This window comes from Catellatospora sp. KI3, assembly GCF_029948125.1.
In the GTDB taxonomy this organism is placed as follows: domain Bacteria; phylum Actinomycetota; class Actinomycetes; order Mycobacteriales; family Micromonosporaceae; genus Catellatospora.
The window spans coordinates 26,655-46,971 of the sequence record NZ_JASAMB010000024.1 but is presented as its reverse complement, the minus strand read 5'-3'; the positions used below and the strand labels follow the sequence as shown (position 1 = coordinate 46,971).

General features: G+C 72.8%; 17 protein-coding genes. 6 read left to right on the top strand and 11 right to left on the bottom strand.

Annotation, left to right across the window (positions count from 1 at the left end; genetic code table 11):
• Positions 1–55: 55 nt before the first annotated feature.
• The 5 genes from QEZ54_RS29850 to QEZ54_RS29830 form a co-directional block, all read right to left on the bottom strand.
• Positions 56–244: a hypothetical protein gene (locus QEZ54_RS29850; RefSeq protein WP_281308074.1), complete on the bottom strand. Its 189-nt coding sequence runs from the start codon at positions 242–244 to the stop codon at positions 56–58.
• Between the two features lie 102 nt (positions 245–346).
• Positions 347–1,525 carry a PLP-dependent aminotransferase family protein gene (locus QEZ54_RS29845; RefSeq protein ID WP_281308073.1) on the bottom strand — a complete coding sequence of 393 codons (1,179 nt, stop codon included), beginning with the start codon at positions 1,523–1,525 and terminating at the stop codon, positions 347–349.
• A gap of 39 nt (positions 1,526–1,564) precedes the next feature.
• On the bottom strand, positions 1,565–2,290 hold the full coding sequence (locus tag QEZ54_RS29840) for a VOC family protein (protein ID WP_348650588.1): 726 nt from the start codon (positions 2,288–2,290) through the stop codon (positions 1,565–1,567).
• Positions 2,291–2,429: 139 nt separating this feature from the next.
• Positions 2,430–3,107: a response regulator transcription factor gene (locus QEZ54_RS29835; RefSeq protein ID WP_281308072.1), complete on the bottom strand. Its 678-nt coding sequence runs from the start codon at positions 3,105–3,107 to the stop codon at positions 2,430–2,432.
• On the bottom strand, positions 3,104–4,417 hold the full coding sequence (locus QEZ54_RS29830; protein WP_281308071.1) for a histidine kinase: 1,314 nt from the start codon (positions 4,415–4,417) through the stop codon (positions 3,104–3,106). The genes QEZ54_RS29835 and QEZ54_RS29830 overlap by 4 nt, the downstream gene beginning before the upstream one ends.
• Positions 4,418–4,589: 172 nt before the next feature.
• Here QEZ54_RS29830 and QEZ54_RS29825 point away from each other — a divergent pair, with 172 nt between their 5' ends.
• From QEZ54_RS29825 to QEZ54_RS29815, 3 genes are all read left to right on the top strand, one after another.
• Positions 4,590–5,270, top strand: a complete 681-nt coding sequence (locus QEZ54_RS29825; RefSeq protein ID WP_281308070.1) for an ABC transporter ATP-binding protein — start codon at positions 4,590–4,592, stop codon at positions 5,268–5,270.
• Positions 5,267–7,603 (top strand): ABC transporter permease, encoded by a 2,337-nt coding sequence (locus tag QEZ54_RS29820; protein ID WP_281308069.1) that lies wholly within the window; start codon positions 5,267–5,269, stop codon positions 7,601–7,603. The genes QEZ54_RS29825 and QEZ54_RS29820 overlap by 4 nt, the downstream gene beginning before the upstream one ends.
• 90 nt (positions 7,604–7,693) lie before the next feature.
• The gene (locus tag QEZ54_RS29815) at positions 7,694–8,848 is read left to right on the top strand and encodes an acyl-CoA dehydrogenase family protein (protein WP_281308068.1); all 1,155 of its coding nucleotides are present in this window, start codon (positions 7,694–7,696) and stop codon (positions 8,846–8,848) included.
• 24 nt (positions 8,849–8,872) lie between these two features.
• Here the strand turns inward: QEZ54_RS29815 and QEZ54_RS29810 are convergent, their stop codons facing one another.
• Positions 8,873–9,163, bottom strand: a complete 291-nt coding sequence (locus QEZ54_RS29810; RefSeq protein ID WP_281308067.1) for a DUF4193 family protein — start codon at positions 9,161–9,163, stop codon at positions 8,873–8,875.
• Positions 9,164–9,402: 239 nt separating this feature from the next.
• On the opposite strand from QEZ54_RS29810, the gene QEZ54_RS29805 reads away from it, so the two are divergent.
• Complete coding sequence (locus tag QEZ54_RS29805; RefSeq protein WP_281308066.1) at positions 9,403–9,831, top strand: Fur family transcriptional regulator; 429 nt, start codon at positions 9,403–9,405, stop codon at positions 9,829–9,831.
• A 50-nt stretch (positions 9,832–9,881) separates the two neighbouring features.
• On the top strand, positions 9,882–12,158 hold the full coding sequence (katG, locus tag QEZ54_RS29800) for a catalase/peroxidase HPI (protein ID WP_281308065.1): 2,277 nt from the start codon (positions 9,882–9,884) through the stop codon (positions 12,156–12,158).
• Between the two features lie 113 nt (positions 12,159–12,271).
• Here the strand turns inward: katG and QEZ54_RS29795 are convergent, their stop codons facing one another.
• The 5 genes from QEZ54_RS29795 to QEZ54_RS29775 form a co-directional block, all read right to left on the bottom strand.
• The gene (locus QEZ54_RS29795) at positions 12,272–14,221 is read right to left on the bottom strand and encodes a diguanylate cyclase (protein WP_281308064.1); all 1,950 of its coding nucleotides are present in this window, start codon (positions 14,219–14,221) and stop codon (positions 12,272–12,274) included.
• A gap of 140 nt (positions 14,222–14,361) precedes the next feature.
• Positions 14,362–14,787 (bottom strand): DNA-binding protein, encoded by a 426-nt coding sequence (locus tag QEZ54_RS29790; protein WP_281308063.1) that lies wholly within the window; start codon positions 14,785–14,787, stop codon positions 14,362–14,364.
• Between the two features lie 57 nt (positions 14,788–14,844).
• The gene (locus QEZ54_RS29785) at positions 14,845–15,465 is read right to left on the bottom strand and encodes a GyrI-like domain-containing protein (protein WP_281308062.1); all 621 of its coding nucleotides are present in this window, start codon (positions 15,463–15,465) and stop codon (positions 14,845–14,847) included.
• Positions 15,466–15,468: 3 nt separating this feature from the next.
• Positions 15,469–16,140, bottom strand: coding sequence for a DNA alkylation repair protein (locus QEZ54_RS29780; RefSeq protein WP_281308061.1), 672 nt, complete (start codon positions 16,138–16,140; stop codon positions 15,469–15,471).
• 131 nt (positions 16,141–16,271) lie between these two features.
• Entirely contained in the window at positions 16,272–18,380 is a 2,109-nt protein-coding gene (locus tag QEZ54_RS29775; protein WP_281308060.1) for a cellulase family glycosylhydrolase, read from the bottom strand.
• Positions 18,381–18,727: 347 nt separating this feature from the next.
• On the opposite strand from QEZ54_RS29775, the gene QEZ54_RS29770 reads away from it, so the two are divergent.
• Positions 18,728–20,296, top strand: coding sequence for a glycoside hydrolase family 43 protein (locus tag QEZ54_RS29770; RefSeq protein ID WP_281308059.1), 1,569 nt, complete (start codon positions 18,728–18,730; stop codon positions 20,294–20,296).
• Positions 20,297–20,317: the final 21 nt, after the last annotated feature.

Here is a 20,317-nt window from a genome sequence, read left to right as displayed (position 1 = left end):
GGCCCCTACCCAATCGGCGCGGGGACCAAGCAACCAGCCTGCCGCACGTTCGTGTTCAGAGGCCGGAGTAGCTCCTCGCGAAGTCGGCCGCGAACTCCCTCAGGACCGTGTGCGTCACGGTCGTGCAGGGTGACGGCTGGCCGCATCCGTCGCAGAGAGGCTGGCCGCCGTGCGGCGACACCTCGGCCGCCGACGGATCCGACCCGTCGTCGAGCAGCGAAACCCCGGTCGGCACCTGGTCCATGTCGCCTCCTCGGTCGGTTCGACGTCGAATCCGGCCTTCCCGCCGGATGCCCACCCGGGCGCCGTCCAAACCTCAGCGACGGATGCGTGTCCGCACGAGCGTTCATATGTCGTCTCCGGCCGGTCGCAGGCTGCCGATGGCCTGGCCGAGGCGGTCGGCGGCGGTCGCCAGCACGTCGGGCGGCAGCATCGAGAAGGCCAGCCGGATGAAGGACCGGCCGTCGGCGCCGTCGACGAAGAAGTGGGCTCCTTCGACGAACGCCACCCCGTACCCCTCGGCGGCCGGTGCCAGCGATTCGGCCGTGAGCGGCGCGGGCAGCTCGGCCCAGAGGAACCAGCCGCCGGCCGGAGTCGAGAACCGCAGGTCCGGTGCCGCGCGGCGCAGGCCGCCGAGCAGGGCGTCACGCTGGGCGGCGTACCGGCGGCGCACCGATGCCACGTGGCCGCGGTACGCGCCGGAGGCGCCGAACACGGCCATGGTCAGGGCCGTCGTGTGGTTCACCCCGCCGCCGCTGTTGACGTAGCCGAGGCCGGTCAGGCGGCGTACGAATCCGGCCTCGGCGGTGATCCAGCCCAGCCGCAGCCCCGGCGCCACGGACTTGGCGACCGTGCCGAGGCGGACCACCGTCCCGCGCTCGGCCAGGCTCCACAGTGACGGCGGCGCGTCGCCGTCGTAGACGAGCTCGCGGTAGGTGTCGTCCTCCACGATCGTGATACCGGTACGCCGGGCCAGTTCGACCAGCTCCAGCCGGCGCTGATGCGGCAGGGAACGGCCGGTCGGGTTCCCGAACGTCGGGACGAGGTACAGCATGCGCACGCGCCGACCGCCGCGCACGAGCCGTTCGTGCAGCTCCGCCGTGCGGCCGGGATGCACGCCCAGCTCGTCCGTAGGCACCGCGACGATGTCGGCCCGCCGGTCGGCGATGGTGGGCAGCGCGAGATGGTAGGTCGGCGAGTCGACCAGGACGACGTCACCCGGCTCGGTGAGCAGCTGCGTCGCCAGCGCGAGCCCGTGTGAGGCGCCGTTGGTGACGAACACCTCGGACGGTCGGGTGTCGGCGTGGTCGTAGGAGTCGAGGTGCTCGGCGAGCCATTCGATGAAGGGTCGCGGTCCGGCCGCGGCGCCGTAGGTCAGCGCCTGCCAGCCGTGTTCGCGCAGGGCGCTGCGGCTCGCCGCCGACCACGCCTCGGTGGGCAGCAGCTCGGGCAGCGGATGGCCCCAACCCAGATCGAGGACGCCCGATCGGGCCGTGTACTGGATGATCGCGGCGCGATGGTCCATCCGACCACGATACGAGCGCACCGCTCACGTGGCCTGCGGTCAGGGTGCCAGCAGGCGGAACTCGTTGCCGTCGGGGTCGGTCATGGCCGTCGCGTCGGCCCGGCCGGTGCCGAGGCGGGCCGCGCCGAGGGCGGCCAGCCGGTCGACCTCCGCCAGCAGTCCGCCGCCTACGGGTGGGGCGACGTCGAAACGCACCCGGTCGCGGCCGGTACGCGGCATCAGCGGCGGGCCGCCCCAGGTGAGCTTCGGGCCGCCGTGCGGCGAGCGGATCGCGGTCTCCTGATCCTGGTCCCAGACCAGGGGCCAGCCTAACGCGGCGCTCCAGAAGTAGCCGACCTCCTGCGTACCGTCGCAGGCCAGGGCTCCGACGAAGCCGCAGCCGGCGAGGAACCTGTTACCCGGCTGGATGACGCACAGCTCGTTGCCCTCGGGGTCGGCCAGCACCACGTGCGCGGCGTCGGGGCCCTGCCCGACGTCGATGCGGCGGCCGCCGAGGGCAAGCGCCCTCTCCACCGTCTGCCGCTGGTCCTCCAGGGAGGTGCTGGTCAGGTCGAAGTGCATGCGGTTCTGGCCAGCCTTCGGCTCCCGCGTCGGCACGAAGCGGATCCGGAACCCGGTGTCGTCACGGGGCAGGAGCGTCACCTCGCCGGTCGGGTCGTCGACCGCCTCCCACCCCAGCAGCTCCGCCCAGAAACGCCCCTGGTCCTGCGGTCGCAGTGCGTCGAAGCAGACCGCTAACAGTTGACCGGCCATCGTCGTGTCCATCTCCGATCCGCGCCTCACCGTCGTCAGCACGCACCCCGTCAGTGCTACGCCTGGAGCCTAGGCATGATCACCCGCCGGCCGCACCCGAGTATCGGGCGAGCAGTCCCGCGCCTGCGCCGCCACTCGTCGGCGGGTGCGGCTACGAGCCGGGGGTGATCAGGCCGCTTTCGTAGGCGAAGATGACCGCTTGGACGCGGTCGCGGAGTTGGAGTTTGGCGAGGATGCGGGCCACGTGGGTCTTGACGGTGGCTTCGCCCAGTTGCAGGGCGGCGGCCAGTTCGGCGTTGGACAGACCCCGGGCCAGCAGCACCAGCACCTCCCGTTCGCGGGCGGTGAGGGTCGGCAGCGCACCGTGGTCCTCGTGTACGCCGGAGCCCGAGGCGAACCGGTCGACCAGCCGCCGGGTGATGGACGGCGCCAGCAGCGCGTCGCCGTCCTGGACCAGCCGGACCGCGTGCACCAGGTGGTCCGGGGTCACGTCCTTGAGCAGGAAGCCGCTGGCCCCGGCGCGCAGCGCCGCGTAGACGTACTCGTCGAGGTCGAACGTGGTCAGGATGATGACGCGGGTCGCCGTTCCGGCGGTGGTGGTCGGTCCGGTCGCCAGGAGACGGCGGGTGGCCTCCAGGCCGTCCATACCCGGCATGCGGATGTCCATCAGCACGACGTCCGGGCGCAGCCGCCGCACCGCAGCCAGGGCGGCCTCGCCGTCACCGGCCTCCCCGACCACGTCGATCCCGGCCGCGGTCAGGATCATCGCGAAGCCGCTGCGGACCAGCGCCTGGTCGTCGGCGACGACGACGCGCAGCGACTCGGTCATGACGCCGCCGGGATGCGCGCGGTGAGCCGGAAGCCGCCGCCCGGGGCGGCCCCGGCGTGCAGCGTGCCGTGGTGCAGCCGCAGCCGCTCGCGCAGCCCGAGCAGCCCGCGTCCGGCGCCGGGCCCGCCCGGTTCGGCCGTGGGCACCTCGTTGCTCACCTCGACCAGCAGGTCGTCGCCGTCGCGCCGGATGGCCACGGCGGTGGGCGCGCCCGGCGCGTGCCGCAGCGCGTTGGTCAGCCCTTCCTGCACGACGCGGTACGCCGTCAGGTCCACCCCGTCGGGCACCTCGGCGCCGTCGCGGCTCAGCGACACCGGCTGCCCGGCGGCGCGTACCGCGTCGACGAGGGTGTCCAGTTCGCGCAGGCCCGGCTGGGGGTGCAGCCGGTCGTCGACCGGTGCCATCAGCCCCAGCAGGTGGCGCAGCTCGGCCATGGCGGCCCGGCCGCTGTCCTCGATCGCCGTCAGCGCCCCCGCCGCCAGGTCGGGTCGCCGCTCGATGACCTTCCCGGCCGCGCCCGCCTGCACCACCATGACGCTGACGTGGTGGCTGACGACGTCGTGCAGCTCGCGGGCGATGCGTGCCCGCTCCTCGGCCATCGCGGCGCGGGCCGTGGCCGCCTGCTCCTGCTCCAGCGCGGCGGCGCGGCGGGCGGCCGCGTCGGCCCGGCCCCGGGCGCTGCGCAGCGCGGCGGCGAACAGCCCGGCGGGCAGCAGCACCGCGAACGGGCTGGCCCAGCCCGGCATCTGCGGGATGGACTGGGCGAACAGCGTGGCCGAGATCACCGCCGCGACCGCGAGCAGCGCCGCGGCCCGCCGTACGCTGCGGCCGTAGGCCACGGCCGAGTAGGCGCAGATCAGGACGGCCAGGAAGCCCGGCCACAGCAGGCCGTCCTGGATCACGAACACGGCACCGGCGGCGGCGGCGAACCCGGTCAGCGGCCACTTGCGGCGTACCGCCACGGCCAGCGCGGCGATGACGTTGACCAGCAGCATGCCGCCGTCGACGCCGCCCTCGTCCTCCTGCGGTAGGAACCGGTCCGGCAGGACCGGCGCCCGCACCTCCACGTCGGAGGCGCCCGGTTCCGGCGGAACCGGTGGCACCGGCGGCGTTCTCTCCTCCGTGCGGGCACTGGCCTGACCGCCCAGACCGGGGATGTCCAGCTGCACCGGCGCCGGTGCGTCGCCGCGACCGGCGGCGCCGACCACGACGGCCCAGGCGATCCCGAGCAGCACCAGCGCCACCGCCAGGGCGACGTCGGTCCGGGGCAGCCCGAGGCGGTCGGGCAGGCGGCGCAGGTAGGTCGGCACGCCGTTCATTGTGCCCAGGTCAGCGGCGGGTGGCGTCCGCCGTGATGACTACCCGGCTCATCCTCGTGGCGGACACCACCGCGCCAGGTTCGCCCCCGCGCCGGACGCGCCCGCGGCCTGCCTCTTCCTACAGTCGCCAGGACCGAACACCGGACCTGGAAGGGGCACCCGCATGACCGAACTGATCCGCCTGCGCGACGTGGCGAAGGCGTACGAGGCGGCCGGTCCGCCCGCCCTGGCGGGCGTCGACCTGACCGTACGGGCCGGGGAGGCGGTCGCCGTCATGGGCCCGTCGGGCAGCGGCAAGTCGACCCTGCTCAACGTCATCGCCGGGCTGGACCGGCCCACCGGCGGCAGTGTCGAGGTCGCGGGCGTACGCGTGGACAAGCTGTCGGAGACCGCGCTGGCCCGCTTCCGCAGCGCCAACGTCGGCATCATCTTCCAGTTCTTCCACCTGCTGGACGAGATGACCGTCCGCGACAACGTGCTGCTGCCCGCCCGCCTGGCCGGGGTGCGGACCGCCCCGGCCCGCACCCGCGCCGACGAGCTGCTGGCACGGCTCGGCATCGCGGACAAGTGCGACCAGTACCCGGCCCGGCTGTCCGGCGGCCAGCGGCAGCGGGTCGCCATCGCCCGCGCGCTGATGAACCGGCCGCAGCTGCTGCTGGCCGACGAGCCCACCGGCGCGGTCGACCAGGAGGCCGCCGCGGGCGTACGCGACCTGCTGCACGAACTGTCCGCCGACGGCCTGACGCTGCTGCTGGTCACCCACGACCCGCAGCTGGCCACCACGGCCGGGCGCCGCCTGATCACCATGCGCGACGGCCGGGCCACCGAGGCGGTGCCCGCGTGAGCGCCGTGCTCAGCGCGGCCCGGGCCGCGGTCGCGCGGCGCAGGCTGCAGACCGTGATCGTCGGGGTAGTCGTGCTGCTGTCGGCCGCCACCGCGGTGCTCGGCGTCGGCCTGCTCGTCTCCTCGCACGGTCCGTTCGACGCGGCGTTCGCGCAGGCCCGGGGCTCCCAGGTCACCGCGACGGTCCGGGCCGACGTGCCCGCCGACCGGCTCGCCGCGACCGCGAGCGCCGCCGGGGTGGCCGCCGCGGCGGGCCCGTTCGAACTGGTCACGGCTGGCATGTCCGGGATGTTCGGGCCGCCTGGCGCCGAGTTCGTCATCGTCGGGCGGGATGCGCAGGCCGGGCCGGTCGACCGGCTCACCCTCACCGACGGGGCGTGGCTGACCGGGCCGGGGCAGATCGTGCTGACCCGGCGCACCGCCGGGCCAGAGACCAGGATCGGCGCCGAGGTGACGGTCAACGGGGCGAGCCTGCGCGTGGTGGGCATGGCCGCGTCGGTCACCGGCACCGCCGACGCGTGGGTGTGGCCCACCCAGCACGACGTGCTCAGCGGCGAGAACCTGGCCCGGCAGATGCTGTACCGCTTCACCGCCCCCGGCGCCGACGACGCCGCGCTGCGCACGGCGCTGGCCGAGGTGACCGGCGGGCTGCCCACGGACTCGGTCACCGGCGCGGCGACGTACGTGTCGATCCGGCAGGCGCTCAACCGGTCGATCTCGGCCATGGCGCCGTTCGTGATCGCGTTCGCGCTGCTCGGCATCGTGCTGTCGGTGCTGATCACGGTCAACGTGGTGAACGGCGCGGTCGTGTCGGGGTTCCGCACCATCGGCATCCTGAAGACTCTCGGCTTCACCCCTGGGCAGGTCGTCGCCGTGTACGTCGCGCAGGTGCTGGTCCCGGCGCTGGCCGGGACGGTGCTCGGGGTGGCGCTGGGCGCCGGGCTGGCCGTGCCGCTGCTGGCGCAGACCGACGACGCGTACGGGCTGCCCGGCGACGGCTCGGGCGTCCCGCTCTGGGTGCTGGTGGTGGTGGCGGTGGCGGCACCGCTGCTGGTCGTGCTCGCCGCCATCGGTCCGGCGCTGCGGGCCGGGCGGCTGGCCGCCAACCAGGCGATCAGCGTCGGCCGCGCCCCGCGTACGGGCCGGGGTTTCCGCCTGCGCCGCGCGCTGACCGCCTCTCGGCTGCCCCGGCCGGTCGCGCTGGGGCTCGGCATGCCGCTGGCCCGGCCGTCGCGGGCGGTGGCGACGCTGGTCGCGCTGCTGCTCGGGGCGGTGACGCTGGTGTTCTCCAGCGGTCTGTCCGCCTCGATGAGCGAGGTGAACACCGCGTTCACCCGGATCGACGCCGTGCCGGTGACGGTGCAGGTCATGGTCCCCGGCGGGTTCGGGCCGCAGTTCGGCCCGCCCGACGGCGGCCCGGCCGACCCGCCCGACCCGGCCGTGGTCGCCTCGGCGGTCGCCGCGACGACGGGCACGGCGCACTCCTCGCTGATGCGGCTGGCCGAGATCCGCGTCGGCGGCATCGCGCAGGAGGTCGAGTTCAACGGCTACACCGGGGACGCGAGCTGGAACGGGTACCGCCTCGCCTCCGGACGGTGGTACCGGGGCACGGAGGAGGTCGTGGTCACGTCGTACTTCCTGCGGCAGACCGGGTACCGGGTCGGTGACCGGCTGGTGCTGCCGGGCGGGCGGGCGGTGACCGTCGTCGGGGAGGCCATCAACGGCAGCGACCAGCTCACGATGATCGGCGACGTCTCGCTGGTGTCCACGGCGTTGATGGCCGAGATCGAGGTGGCGCTGGCGCCGGGGACCGATCCGGGCGCCTATACGAAGGCACTGCAGGAGAAGCTCCCGGAGGACGAGTCCGGGGTGTTCGTGGAGGACCGCACGGTCGGCGAGGACGGCGAGACGTTCCTCATCATCCAGTCGCTGATCGCCACGCTGACGCTGCTGCTCGGGGTCGTCGCGGCGCTCGGGGTGCTGAACACGGTGGTGCTGACCACCCGGGAGCGCATCCACGAGATCGGGGTGCTGAAGTCGCTCGGCATGACGCCGCGCCAGACCCGGCTCATGGTGATCACGTCGATGGTCGGGCTGGGCCTGCTCGCCGGTGTGGTCGCGGTGCCGCTGGGCATCGCGCTGCACCACGCCGTGGTCCCGGTCATGGGCGACGCGGCGTCGACCGCGCTGCCGCAGTCGGCGATGGACGTGTACCGGCTGGGCCAGCTGCTGCTGCTCGGCGGCGCGGGCATCGCGCTGGCGGTGCTGGGCGCGCTGCTGCCCGCCGGCTGGGCGGCGCGGACCCGGGTTGCCACGGCGCTGCGGGCCGAGTAGGTGGCGGACGTCTGGGCTGTACCGGCCGGTACAGCCCAGACGTCCACTCCGGACCGCGGCCGCCCGGAGGCCGTATCTATGCTGGCGTCCATGTCGCCGACCGCCGAGAACCTGCTGCAGGCTCTGACGAAGCTGGCTCCCGAGATCGCCGAGGCGGCTCCGGACATCGAGCGGGACCGGGCCGTGCCCGAGCGGCTGATCGCCCGGCTGGCCGACACCGGTGTCTTCCGCCTGGCCGCGCCGCGGACGGTCGGCGGCCTGCAGGCCGACCCGACGACCATGCTCGCGGCCTGCGAGCTGCTCGGCCGGGCGGACGGCTCGACCGGCTGGACCGCGATGATCGGCGCCGCGACCAGCGTCGTCCTGGGCTACCTCGACCCGGCGGTGGCGGCGCGGATGCTCGCCGACCCGCGCTGCCTCGTCGCCGGGGTGGCGGCGCCGTCCGGGCGGGCGACGCCGGCGCCCGGCGGCTTCCGGGTCGGCGGCCGGTGGGCGTTCGCGAGCGCCTCGCAGCAGGCCACCTGGCTGGTCGGCGGGTGCCTGGTGCTCGACGGCGGCACGGTCGCGCTCGGCCCGGCCGGGCTGCCGCAGGTGCTGCTGGTGGTCATGCCCCGGGCGGAGGTGACCGTCCACGACACGTGGGACGCGGTCGGGCTGTGCGGCACGGGCAGCCACGACGTGCAGGCCGAGGATGTGTTCGTACCGGCGGAGCGGACGTTCTCGCTCGCTGTGCCGCCCTCGACGCCGCACGGGGCTTTCCCCGTGCTCAGCCTGCTCGCCATGGGCATCGGCGCGGTGGCGCTGGGCATCGCGCAGGCGGCGATCGACGAATTCACGCGGTTGGCCGAGGTCAAGCTCCACCCGCTGACCCGCCAGCCGCTGGCGGCCAAGCCCGCGGCGCAGGCCGTGCTGGCCGAGGCGACCGCGCTGCACGCGGCCGGGCGCGCGTTCCTGCACGACCAGGTGGGCCGCTGCTGGGCGCAGGCGGGTACGGGCGAGGCCGTGCCCCTGGCGGAGCGGGCGCGGCTGCGCCTGGCGATCACCAACGCGACCACGATGGCCGCCGACGCGGTCGGACGGCTCTACCGTGCCGCCGGTGGCACCGCCGCGTACCGGTCGAGCCCGCTGCAGCGCCAGTTCCGCGACGTCAGCACGGCCGCCCAGCACGCCCTGGTGAACGCCGACACTCTCGAGCTCGTCGGCGCGGTGCTGCTCGGTCAGGATGTGAGCACCTTGCGCCTGTGACGGGCCCGGGTGTGCCGGTGCGGTTCAGCTGCAGTCGCGGCAGACGTCGCGCCCCGGCTGGCTGCGCTGGTTGCGGTGGCGGACCAGGAAGCAGCGCTCGCACCGGAACTCGTCGAGCTGCATCGGCACGACCGTGACCGTCAGCTCCTCGTCGAGCTGCTCGGCACCGGCCAGCGTGAACGACTCGGCGATGTCGAGGTCGTCCACGTCCAGCACTGCTGAGCTGGGCGTCTGCCTGCGTGCCTGAAGTTCCTCCAGGCTGTCGTCCTCCACGACGCTGCCGCGTGGCGCGTCGTAGTCGGTAGTGGTGGCCATCGATACCCCTCTCTCGTGTCCATGCTTGACAACGGGGCCGCCCAGGTTATTCCCGCCTGTTCCCGGGTAGGCCCAGCGGGTGGGACGAACTCGGACTTCGGCCTGAAGCGGCGTGTCCGGCAGTGGTCGCGGTCCGCCGGTGCCGTAAAAATGCTGAGAAGTAGCCCCAATCATGCGAGATCGCCAGTAATATCGCGAAAGTAAACTTGAATTGTTCCAGATGAGTGGCATTTGACGGTATGACGTCGGACTTCGAGGCGCAGCTGCGGGCCGTCGGCCTGCACGTGACCCGGCCCCGGTTGGCGGTGCTGGCGGCCCTGCGCGACCACCCGCACGTCGACACCGAGACCGTGATCACCCTGGTGCGCACCGAGCAGCCCGGGGTCTCCCACCAGACGGTGTACGACGTGCTGCGCGCGCTCACCACCGCCGGTCTGGTGCGGCGCATCCATCCGGCCGGGTCGAGCGCCCGCTACGAGTCCCGGGTGGGCGACAACCACCATCACGCCGTATGCCGCGCCTGCGGCGCCATCGCCGACGTCGACTGCGCCGTAGGCGCCACGCCCTGTCTGACCGCCTCGGACGACCACGGCTTCGTGGTCGACGAAGCGGAGGTCGTCTACTGGGGCACCTGCCCCGGCTGCGCGACCGACCGCAGTTCCCGATGATCAGCAGTCCGTGATCACCGGTCCGATGATCCAGCAGTCCGGAGGAAGAGATGAGCAACACCCAGGACAACGCGCCCGCCAGCCCGCAGGGCGTGGACGAGAAGGCGGCGGCCGGCTGCCCGGTCGCGCCCGACTCCGCGACCGCGCACGGCAGCGAGAGTGAGAACCCGGCCATCGCGTCGCCGACGCCGAAGACCGGCGGCCGGCCGCGTACCAACCGGGACTGGTGGCCCAACCAGCTCGACCTGTCGGTGCTGCACGCCCACTCCGCCAAGGGCAACCCGCTGGCCGACGACTTCAGCTACGCCAACGCGTTCGCCAAGCTCGACGTCGCGGCGCTCAAGCAGGACATCATCAGCGTCCTGACCACGTCGCAGGACTGGTGGCCGGCCGACTTCGGCCACTACGGCGGTCTGATGATCCGGATGAGCTGGCACGCCGCGGGCACCTACCGCATCCACGACGGACGCGGCGGCGCCGGCGACGGCGGGCAGCGGTTCGCCCCGCTCAACAGCTGGCCCGACAACGCCAACCTGGACAAGGCGCGGCGGCTGCTGTGGCCGGTGAAGCAGAAGTACGGCCAGCAGGTCTCCTGGGCCGACCTGCTGGTCCTGGCCGGCAACGTGGCGCTGGAGTCGATGGGGTTCAAGACCTTCGGCTTCGGCTTCGGCCGCGAGGACGTGTGGGAGCCCGAGGAGATCTTCTGGGGCCCGGAGGACGCCTGGCTCGGCGACGAGCGCTACGTCTCGGAGAAGGAGATGGTCGCCGGGGTCGGCGCGACCGAGATGGGCCTCATCTACGTCAACCCCGAGGGCCCGAACGGCAACGCCGACCCGGCCGCCGCGGCGCACTTCATCCGCGAGACCTTCGCCCGGATGGCGATGAACGACGAGGAGACCGTGGCGCTCATCGCGGGCGGCCACACCTTCGGCAAGACCCACGGCGCCGCGGTCGCCACCGACCACGTCGGCCCGGAGCCCGAGGCCGCCCCGCTGGAGTCGCAGGGCCTGGGCTGGCTGAGCAGCAACCGCAGCGGCAAGGGCACCGACACGATCACCAGCGGCCTCGAGGTCACCTGGACCGACCGGCCGACGCAGTGGAGCAACCGGTTCTTCGAGATCCTCTTCGGGTACGAGTGGGAGCGCAGCACCAGCCCCGGCGGCGCCAAGCAGTGGGTCGCCAGGGACGCCGAGGAGATCATCCCCGACGCGTACGACCCGTCGCGCAAGCACAAGCCGACGATGCTCACCACCGACCTGTCCCTGCGCGTCGACCCGGCGTACGAGAAGATCTCCCGCCGCTTCCTGGAGAACCCCGACGAGTTCGCCCTCGCCTTCGCCAAGGCCTGGTACAAGCTGCTGCACCGCGACATGGGCCCGGTCAGCCGCTTCCTCGGCCCGTGGGTGCCCGAGGCGCAGCTGTGGCAGGACCCGGTCCCGGCCGTCGACCACGAGCTGGTCGGCGCCGCCGACATCACCGCGCTCAAGGCGAAGGTGCTCGACTCCGGACTCACGATCCCGCAGCTGGTCGGCACCGCCTGGGCTGCCGCGGCGAGCTTCCGGTACACCGACAAGCGCGGCGGCGCCAACGGCGGACGGCTGCGGCTGGAGCCGCAGCGCAGCTGGGAGGTCAACCAGCCGGAGCAGCTGGCGGGCGTCCTGCGTACCCTCGAGGGCATCCAGCGGGAGTTCAACGACGCGGGCGGCGCGAAGATCTCGCTGGCCGACCTGATCGTGCTGGCCGGCTCGGCAGCGGTGGAGAAGGCCGCCCGCGACGGCGGCGTCGAGGTGAACGTGCCGTTCCACCCGGGCCGCACCGACGCCACCCAGGAGCAGACCGACGTCGAGTCCTTCCGGGTGCTCGAACCGCGGGCCGACGGGTTCCGCAACTACCTGCGCCAGGGCGAGAAGACCCAGCCGGAGGTGCTGCTGCTGGACCGGGCGTACATGCTGAACCTGACCGCGCCCGAGATGACGGTGCTCCTCGGCGGCCTGCGCAGCCTCGGGGCCAACGTCGGCGGCGCCCGGCACGGCGTGCTCACCGACCGGCCCGGCGTGCTGACCAACGAGTTCTTCACCAACCTGCTGTCGCCCGGCACCCGCTGGAAGGCGTCGGAGGCCGAGGAGAACGTGTACGAGATCCGCGACGTGGCCACCGACCAGGTGAAGTGGACCGCCACGGCCGTCGACCTCGTCTTCGGCTCGAACTCGCAGCTGCGGGCGCTGGCCGAGGTCTACGCCAGCCAGGACGCCCGCGAGAAGTTCACCAGGGACTTCGTCGCCGCCTGGACCAAGGTCATGGACGCCGACCGCTTCGACCTCCGCTGACCGCACCCGCGCACCCGCGCAGGAAGCACGGAGCAGTTTCGGGGAGAGTGCTGGAATCCCGGCCTGGATTCCCGCACTTTCCCCGAAACCGTCGCTTCAGGTCGCGCGGGGTGTCAGCAGCCGGAGCGGCGGCGTTCGTGGGTGACGCGGGGCAGGCCGTGGATGCGCACCGGCCCCTTCGGCCCCTGCCGGTCGTCCAGCTCCCGGGCCTGGTACATGGCCGCGTCGGCGTGGTCTATCAGCTCCTCGAGCGTGGCCGAGCTGTCGTGGTCGAACACCGACACCCCGACCGTGACGGCGAGCCGGTACGGCTGCCCGGCCGAGTCGTTGTGCCGGTCGACCTGCTCGCGCAGCCGCCGTGCCCACAGTCCGGCGTCGGCGGCGGTGCTCGCCTCGGTCAGCAGGACGCAGAACTCGTCACCGCCGATCCGGCCCAGCACGTCGTGGCGGCGGGTGTTGGCCCGCAGCAGCCGGGCGGTGGTCCGGATGGCGTCGTCACCGGCGCTGTGGCCGTACGTGTCGTTGATCGCCTTGAGCCCGTCGAGGTCGATGAAGAGCAGCACGGCGGGGCGCCGGGCCGACTGGGCGCGGGTGAGCTCGGTGCGGGCGGCGAGCAGGAAGCCGCGCCGGTTGTCGACCCCGGTCAGCTCGTCGACGGAGGACAACCGCCGCAGCTCCTCGGCCATCCGCCGCTCGGTGGTGATGTCGGAGATGGCGACCACGATGTAGCTGATCGTGTCGCCGTCACGGATCGGGGTCGCGACGACCTTCAGCCGGCGGCGCCGGCCGTCGACCTCAACTTCGAGGTCGTCGACGCTGGCGGTGCGGCCCTGCCGGGCCTGGACCAGAGGCAGCCGCTCGGGTGTGTACGGTTCGCCGGTGCCGCTGATGTAGGCGTCGGGCAGTTCTTCCGGCGAGGCGACCTCGCCGGGGTCGTAGCCGAGGATGCGGCCGGCGACCTGGTTGGCGTACACGGGCTCGCCGGTGTCGGCGGTGCGCACGGACACCCCGATCGGCACCGCCTCCAGGAACTGCTGGAGCCGGGCCTGCTCCCGGCGCCCGGTCGAGACGGCCTTGGCCAGCAGGTCGCCCACCCGCAGCATGAGCAGCAGGAACATCAGGGCCGAGGCGCAGGCCAGCACGATCGGTTCGACCAGTTCGGCGTGCCGGACCGAGTCGATCACCAGCGCGGGCACGGCCAGTCCGCACAGGGCCAGCGCGGCGAGCCTGACCCGTCCGGCGGCATGCGCCCGCTCCCGGCGCGTGGTGAGGTCGCGCATCCCCGGCTGGAGGGCGGCCACGCCGACGAACAGGTACGACAGCAGGTAGCCGTAGAAGGGCGCGTCCGCCTCGCTCTCGGTGCCCTGGACCTGCTGCAGTCCGTAGGCCATGTCGGCCAGCAGCAGCACGGCTGCCCACGCGGCCAGGGCGGTCAGCGAGCCGCGGGCGTCCTGCGCGCCGAAGAACAACCTGGCCGCCAGCACCAGGAAGATCATGTCGAGGAACGGGTAGACACCCGCGAGGAGCTGGGCTTTCGGCGCCAGCTCGGTCGTGTTCAGCATGGGCGCGACGACGACGGTGAAGTTCACGGCCGTGAACGCGATCGTGACGATGAGCGCGTCGAGCAGCGCCGACCAGTCCCCTCTGGCCCGCCGCGCCCGGATCAGCTGCAGCAGCGCCAGGGTGTTGAGCAGGTACGACAGGAGGAAGGCCTCGACCGCCGGCGACGGGAAGACGGGTGGGCGGTCGGCCACGGCCGCGGCGACGTACCAGTGCAGGTTGCCGAGCAGGTAGGCCGCCTGCCCGGCCGCCAGCAGGTACCAGGGTGCCCGCCGGGCGGGCCGGTGCAGCCGGATGCCGATGAGGATGGCCAAGACGGCGGCGAGGTTGGCCAGCGCGAAGACGACCGCCTGCGCCAGGCGGTGGCCGTCGGCGGCGGCGTAGCAGGCCAGCAGAGCCGCCGACAGGGCCGCGTAGGCCAGCCAGGCGCGGTGGCGGGCACGTTTGTGCGGTGGCTCATCGCCGGGCACGGCGTCCTCGCCGGTCATGACATCAGCGGACATACGGATACCTCCGACCACCGCAGCTTTCGTCCCAGGATGCTCCGCTCACCGTCATCGGGCAAATGCCGTGTTTACCGAAAGACGGTCATACCTGCCGCTATCGTCGGATACTCCCTGGTCGTGGACTCCGCCTGAGCGGCCTACCCGGTCGCCGGGCGGGTTCGGCCGGTCAGCCGCTCATACCGCTGCCGGGCCGCCTGGGCGGTGCCCAGCCCGAGCCCGAAGGCGATCGCCTGCCAGGTGAGGCCGCGCTGCCTCGCCAGGTCGAGCAGGCCCGCCTCAAGGGCGTCGAGGTCGGCCCGCACCCGGGGCAGCAGCGTGAGCGCTGCGGTCAGGTCCGCCTCGTCGAACGGCTCCTCCCCCGGCTCCGGCAGCGCCGAGCCCGCCGCGAGCGACAGCGACAGCGACACCGCCTCGTACGGGTCCAGCACGTGTGCGTGGGTCCAGCGCCGACGCCGGCTCTCCGTGGCGGCGTGCCGCTCGGCGAGCCGGGTGAGCGCGGCGAAGTCGCGCTGCGCCCGGGCCCGGCCGGAGTCGAAGGGGACGAAGGGGTCCGGTTCAGTCATGTGACCAGTCAAGCGAGTGAACATCACGTTGTCAACGGAATGTTTTAAACGGAACGTTTAATCGCGTGGTCGAACCGGCTGCCTGAGGACCGTCTTCAGCTTGGCCGGCTCGGTGCGCCGCGCGTCGCTGAGGTAGATCTCGTGGTGGTCGCCGTTCCAGGTCAGTCCATGGTCGGGCAGGTAGCGGCGGTGCAGGCGGTCCAGGATCGGCGCCTCGTCGTCGTACGAGCCGACATGCAGGATCTGGACGCACCTCCCCTCGGTCAGGACCAGCGGCCGCAGCGCGCTCAGCGCCGGGTTGTCCTTCTTCGCGCCGGCCTGCGCGACCGCCGACCGGACCAGGTCATCGGTGATCCAGTCCGGCCGGTTGATCAGCATGGTCCAGTCCCAGGCGTCCTTGTCCCGGGTGGCGAACGCGGCCGGGTCGGCCGCGCGCCACAGTCCTTCCAGCGGCCCGACCACGAAGTCCCGGTCGAGGCCCTTTCTGCTCGCGAACTTCAGCGTGTACGCCACCGTGAACAGCGCCTCCACCGCGTCGGCGTACGCCCGGGACGTGTTCGGATCGCCGTGGCCGTCGACCGCCAGGTAGCGCAGCTCGGGCACGTCCACCTCGACGAAGTCCTTCGCGGGCGGCGCGTACAGGGTCCGGTGCGCCTTCTTGGCGTCGTACTTCTCCATGCCTCAGCCGCCTTCCTGGCGGCGCACCATCGCGGTGATCCAGATGGGGGCGAACGGCGAGGTGCAGTTCGGTGGCGTCGGGTAGTCCTTGAGCACCTCCAGGCGCTCACCGATGGCCATCGCGCGGGCGCGGTGCCCCGCGTGCTCGATCCCGATCTGGGCCAGGCAGTGGTTCATCGCCCACTGCAGGCGGTCGGGGGCGTCCCGCAGCCCCGCCTCGATGAGGTCGAGCAGCCCGGCCAGGTCGAGGCCCTCGGGCTCCTTGGCCACGCGGTCGGTGGTCAGGGCCCAGCCGGCACTGGCGACCACCGGGTCGGCGTCGGCGAACCAGCGCAGGCGCAGCTCCTCGGCCTGCGGATGCTTCTTCACCACGTAGTTCACCAGCCAGTCGTGCACCTTCGGGGTGCGCGCCTGGCGCAGCATCGTGTCCAGCTGGTCGCGGTCGAACGCCTTCGGGCGGCAGATCAGCAGCGCCAGCAGCCTGGCCGCAGTGTCGCCGGTCGCCCACAGCTCGCAGGAGAGGTCCTGCTGCGTCTTCAGCCGCTTGGCCACTTCGCGCAGCCTGCCCAGGTTCACCCCGTGGTCGTCGCCGTGCCGCTCGTTCACCTCCCGCGCCCTGGGGTCCTCCAGCGCGGCCAGCTCGGCCAGCACCTCCGCCACGGTCGTCCCGCCCACCTCAGCCTCCTGTCCGGTCGCGCGGGCACCCGGCCCACGAGCTGACGACACTAGACCAGGCGACCAGCGGGCGCACGGCTGCGGGGGCGTCGCCGCGACCGCTCCCCGCGGTCACGGCGACGCCCCCGCTCTCAGGAGGCGCTGCCGGTGATCGCAGTGCCTGACTTCGTGACGCGGTACGTGGCCTGCGTGCCGCTCCAGAAGTGGAAGGTGAGGGTGAGCGTGCCGTCGCGGACCTCGGCGAAGAACTCCGGTTTCAGGGTGATGGTGTTCGCGGCGTAGTCGGGCTGGAAGTGGGTCCAGAACTCCTTGAACGAGGTCCAGTCGGCGGGACCGGCGTTGGTGCCGTCGGCGTACCTGGCCTCCATGGTCGCGAGCTGGTCGCCCCGGAACTGGGTCGGGATGGCGAACCCGCTGGTGGTGCCGGTGGCCGCGGCCTGGGTGGGCGGGTCGTAGGTGATGATGTCGATGCGCCAGGGTTCGCCCTGGGCGAACCGCGCCTCGATGGTGGCGTTGACGCCGTAGGCGCGGCTGCCGACCAGCCTGGTCAGCGCCGTGGCGCTGAGGGTGAGAGTGCTGCCCGACACCGTGTAGTCGGTGCCGCTGACCAGGTCGGTGCTCCCCTGCCGCAGGCCGCGCAGGGTCGTGCCGTTGAGGTTCAGGGTGAGGGCCCTGCTGGTGACGGCTCCGGTGCGGGGGACGTACACCTGGTCGGCGGAGGCGGTGCCCGAGCGGGTGGTCCAGCTCGCCCGCATCATCGCGAACACACCCGGGTCGCGCCAGGTCAGGTCGTTGCGGTTGAGGAACTGGCCCGCGTCCCAGAGCATCGTGGTGAGCGACCTGGTCCGGGCGTGGTAGCCGACCGCCTCCAGGAATTTGAGGAACTCGCCGCGTTCGATGATGCCGGGCCGGTTGTGGTCCCAGTTGAGCAGGGCCCACTCGCCGATGATGACCGGGATGCCGCGGGCGACGAACGTGGCGTGCACGCGGTCGAAGGTGCCGGTCAGGTCCTGCTCCACGGAGGCGTCGTAGCGGGTGCCGCCGGCGATGTTGACGCTGAAGGGCCACCAGCCGTAGAAGTGCACCGTCGCGGCCAGGTTGGGGTCGTGCAGCTGGGTGAAGGTGGCGGTGAGGGCGTCGAGCCGGCCCTGGTCGGCGTTGGTGAACAGGGTGGGCAGCACCAGCAGCCGGTTGGCGTTGCCGCCGCCGGACTGGCGCACGATCCGTACGAACTCGGTGTTCAGTTCGTTCAGCACCTGGTAGTTCTGCTCGTCGCCGGTGGTGCCGGCGAACTGCGGTTCGTTGATGCTCTCGAACACCAGCCGCGCCGAGTGGTCGCGGAACGTGCTGGACAGCTGGGTCCACAGGGCGCTGTAGCGGGCCAGGACGCCGGCCCGGTCGGTGGGGTACGTGTTGATCCACTGCCAGGAGTCGTGGTGCAGGTTGATCATCACGTAGAAGCCTTCGGCCAGCGACCAGTCGACGAGCTGGCGGACGCGGCTCAGCCAGGCGGCGTCGATGGTGTACGCCGGGCCCGGCCCGTGGTGGTTGCTCCAGGTCACCGGAATGCGGATGCTGTTGTAGCCCTGGCCGCGTACGTGGTGCAGCAGCGCCTGGGTCGTGAGCGGGTTGCCCCAGGCGGTCTCGTCCGGGATGGCGTCCAGGGTGTTGCCGAGGTTCCAGCCGGGCTGCATCGCCGCGACGGTCGCCATCGGGTTGCTCGGCTGCGGGGACGTGGACGGTGACGCCGAGGGCGAGGCCGACGCCGAGGGCCGGGGCGACGGACTGACCGTCGGCGACGGCGAGCCGCCCACGGTGCCGGTGCAGGTGACGCCGTTGAGGGCGAACGAGGCCGGGGCGGTGTTGCTACCGGACCATGAGCCGTTGAAGCCGAACGACGCCTTCCCGTTCGTGGCGATCGCGGCGTTGTAGCTGAGGTTGGTCGCCGTCTGCTGGGCGCCGGCCGCGCTGACCGCGGCGTTCCAGGCCTGGGTGACCTGCTGGCCGGACGGGAAGGTCCACTTGACGTTCCAGCCGCTGACGGGGTCGCCGAGGTTGGTGACCTCGACGTTGGCGGTGAAGCCGCCCGGCCACTGGGCCGAAACGGCGTAGACCGCGCGGCAGCCGGCGGCCGCCTGGGCGCTCACCGCTGCCGCCATACCGGCCAGGAGCACGGCGGCGGTGCCGCCCGCGACGACGGCGGCCCGCCATCGGACTCGCCGCAGGTGTTGCAGGGTCATGGAGATCATCCTTTGCGGAGTGGGGTCGTTGACGACGCGGCGTCAGCACCCGGCCCGGTGGGCGCGTGACGCTCGCGTCTTCGATCGCTCGCGGTCAGCTGCCCCTGTTCCCGCGACGCTGCTTGGCTCCACAGCGCACCAACCTTCGCGCCTCGGCCCGAAAGTTTCTGGCCGGACGCTACGCCTTTCCACCACGTACGTCAATGCAACGATGCTCCTCCGAACACTTGAGACTGGCGCCGCCCCGCCTGTATCCACATCGGTCCGTTGACCCTGTCGTCGGCTGTCACTACCCTGCGCCTGGAAAGTGTCGTCGCTAGAACAGAAAGTTTCTTCCCTTGGACACCGTGCCCGCACCGCACTCCGCCACCTCCGACGGTTGGCCGGACGGCGTGTTCCAGAACCCGGTCATCGCCGGGATGCACCCCGATCCGAGCGTCTGCCGGGTCGGCGATGACTACTACCTGGCCTGCTCCAGCTTCGAGTACTTCCCCGGCGTGCCGATCCTGCACAGCCGCGACCTGGTGCACTGGGAGCTGCTCGGCAACGCCCTCGACCGGCCCAGCCAGCTGCACCTGCCCGCCGACACACCGTCCTCCGGCGGCGTCTACGCACCCACCCTGCGCCACCACGACGGCCGCTTCTGGCTCATCACCACCAACGTCGCGCCCGGCGGCGGCACCATGCTGTTCACGGCCACCGACCCGGCCGGGCCGTGGTCGGAGCCGATCCGGACCGGCATCCCCGGCATCGACCCGGATCTGGCCTGGGACGACGAGGGCCAGTGCTGGTGCACCTACGCCGGGATCGAACAGGTCCGCCTGGACCCGCACACCGGCCGGACCTCCGGCACCGCGCGGCGGCTGTGGTCCGGCGGCCCCGACGCGCAGGCGCCGGAGGCTCCCCACCTCTACCGGATCGGCGAGCACTGGTACCTGCTGATCGCCGAGGGCGGCACCGAGCGCGGCCACGCCGTCTCGGTGGCGCGCGGCCCCGGCCCCGGGGGACCGTTCGAGCCCTGCCCCGCCAATCCGATCCTGACCCATCGCGGGCTCAACCATCCGATCCAGAACACCGGGCACGCGGACCTGGTCCAGGCGCCCGACGGGTCGTGGTGGATGGTGCTGCTGGGCGTACGCCCCCGTGGCGGCACCCCGGGCTGGCACGTCCTGGGCCGGGAGACGTTCCTCGCGCCGGTGACCTGGGCCGACGGCTGGCCGGTGGTCGGGCGCGTCGCACCGGAGCCGGCGGCGCCCGCGTGGCCGGCGTACCCGGTGGCGGCACCGGCGCCCCGCGACGACTTCGACACGGCCCGCCTGCATCCGCGCTGGATCTCCGTCCGGTCCCGGCCCGACGAGCTGTGCTCGCTGACCGACCGGCCCGGCTGGCTGACGCTGCGCGCCCGCGGCGCGTCGCTGGACCACCCCGACGTCATGTTCGTCGGCCGCCGCCAGCAGCACCTGTCCTGCACCGTCCGGACCCTGCTCGACGCCGCCGAGGGCCGCGGCGGGCTCGCCGTGCGCCTGGACGAGGACCACCACTACGAGGTCGAAGCCGGCGGCGGGCGGGTGGACGTGGCCGTGCGCGCGTCGTCGCTGCGGGCCACCGCCGCCACCCGTACCGTGCCCTCGGGGCCGGTCCGCCTGCGGATCGACGTGATCGCCTCGGCCCAGCCGGACTGGCATCCGCGCAAGGAGCCGGACCGCGTCCGGCTCGGGGTCGAAGCGGCCGACGGCACGTTCGACGTGCTGGCGGAGCTCGACGGCCGGTACCTGTCGACCGAGGTGGCCGGCGGGTTCACCGGCCGCGTGCTCGGCGTGTACGCCGCCGCCGGCACGGTGCGGTTCGACTGGTTCGACTACGAGCCGATCGAGGCCGCTCCGGACCCGGCGCCCGAGGCTATCCTTGCGCCGTGAGCGGACCCGGGCCACGTCCAG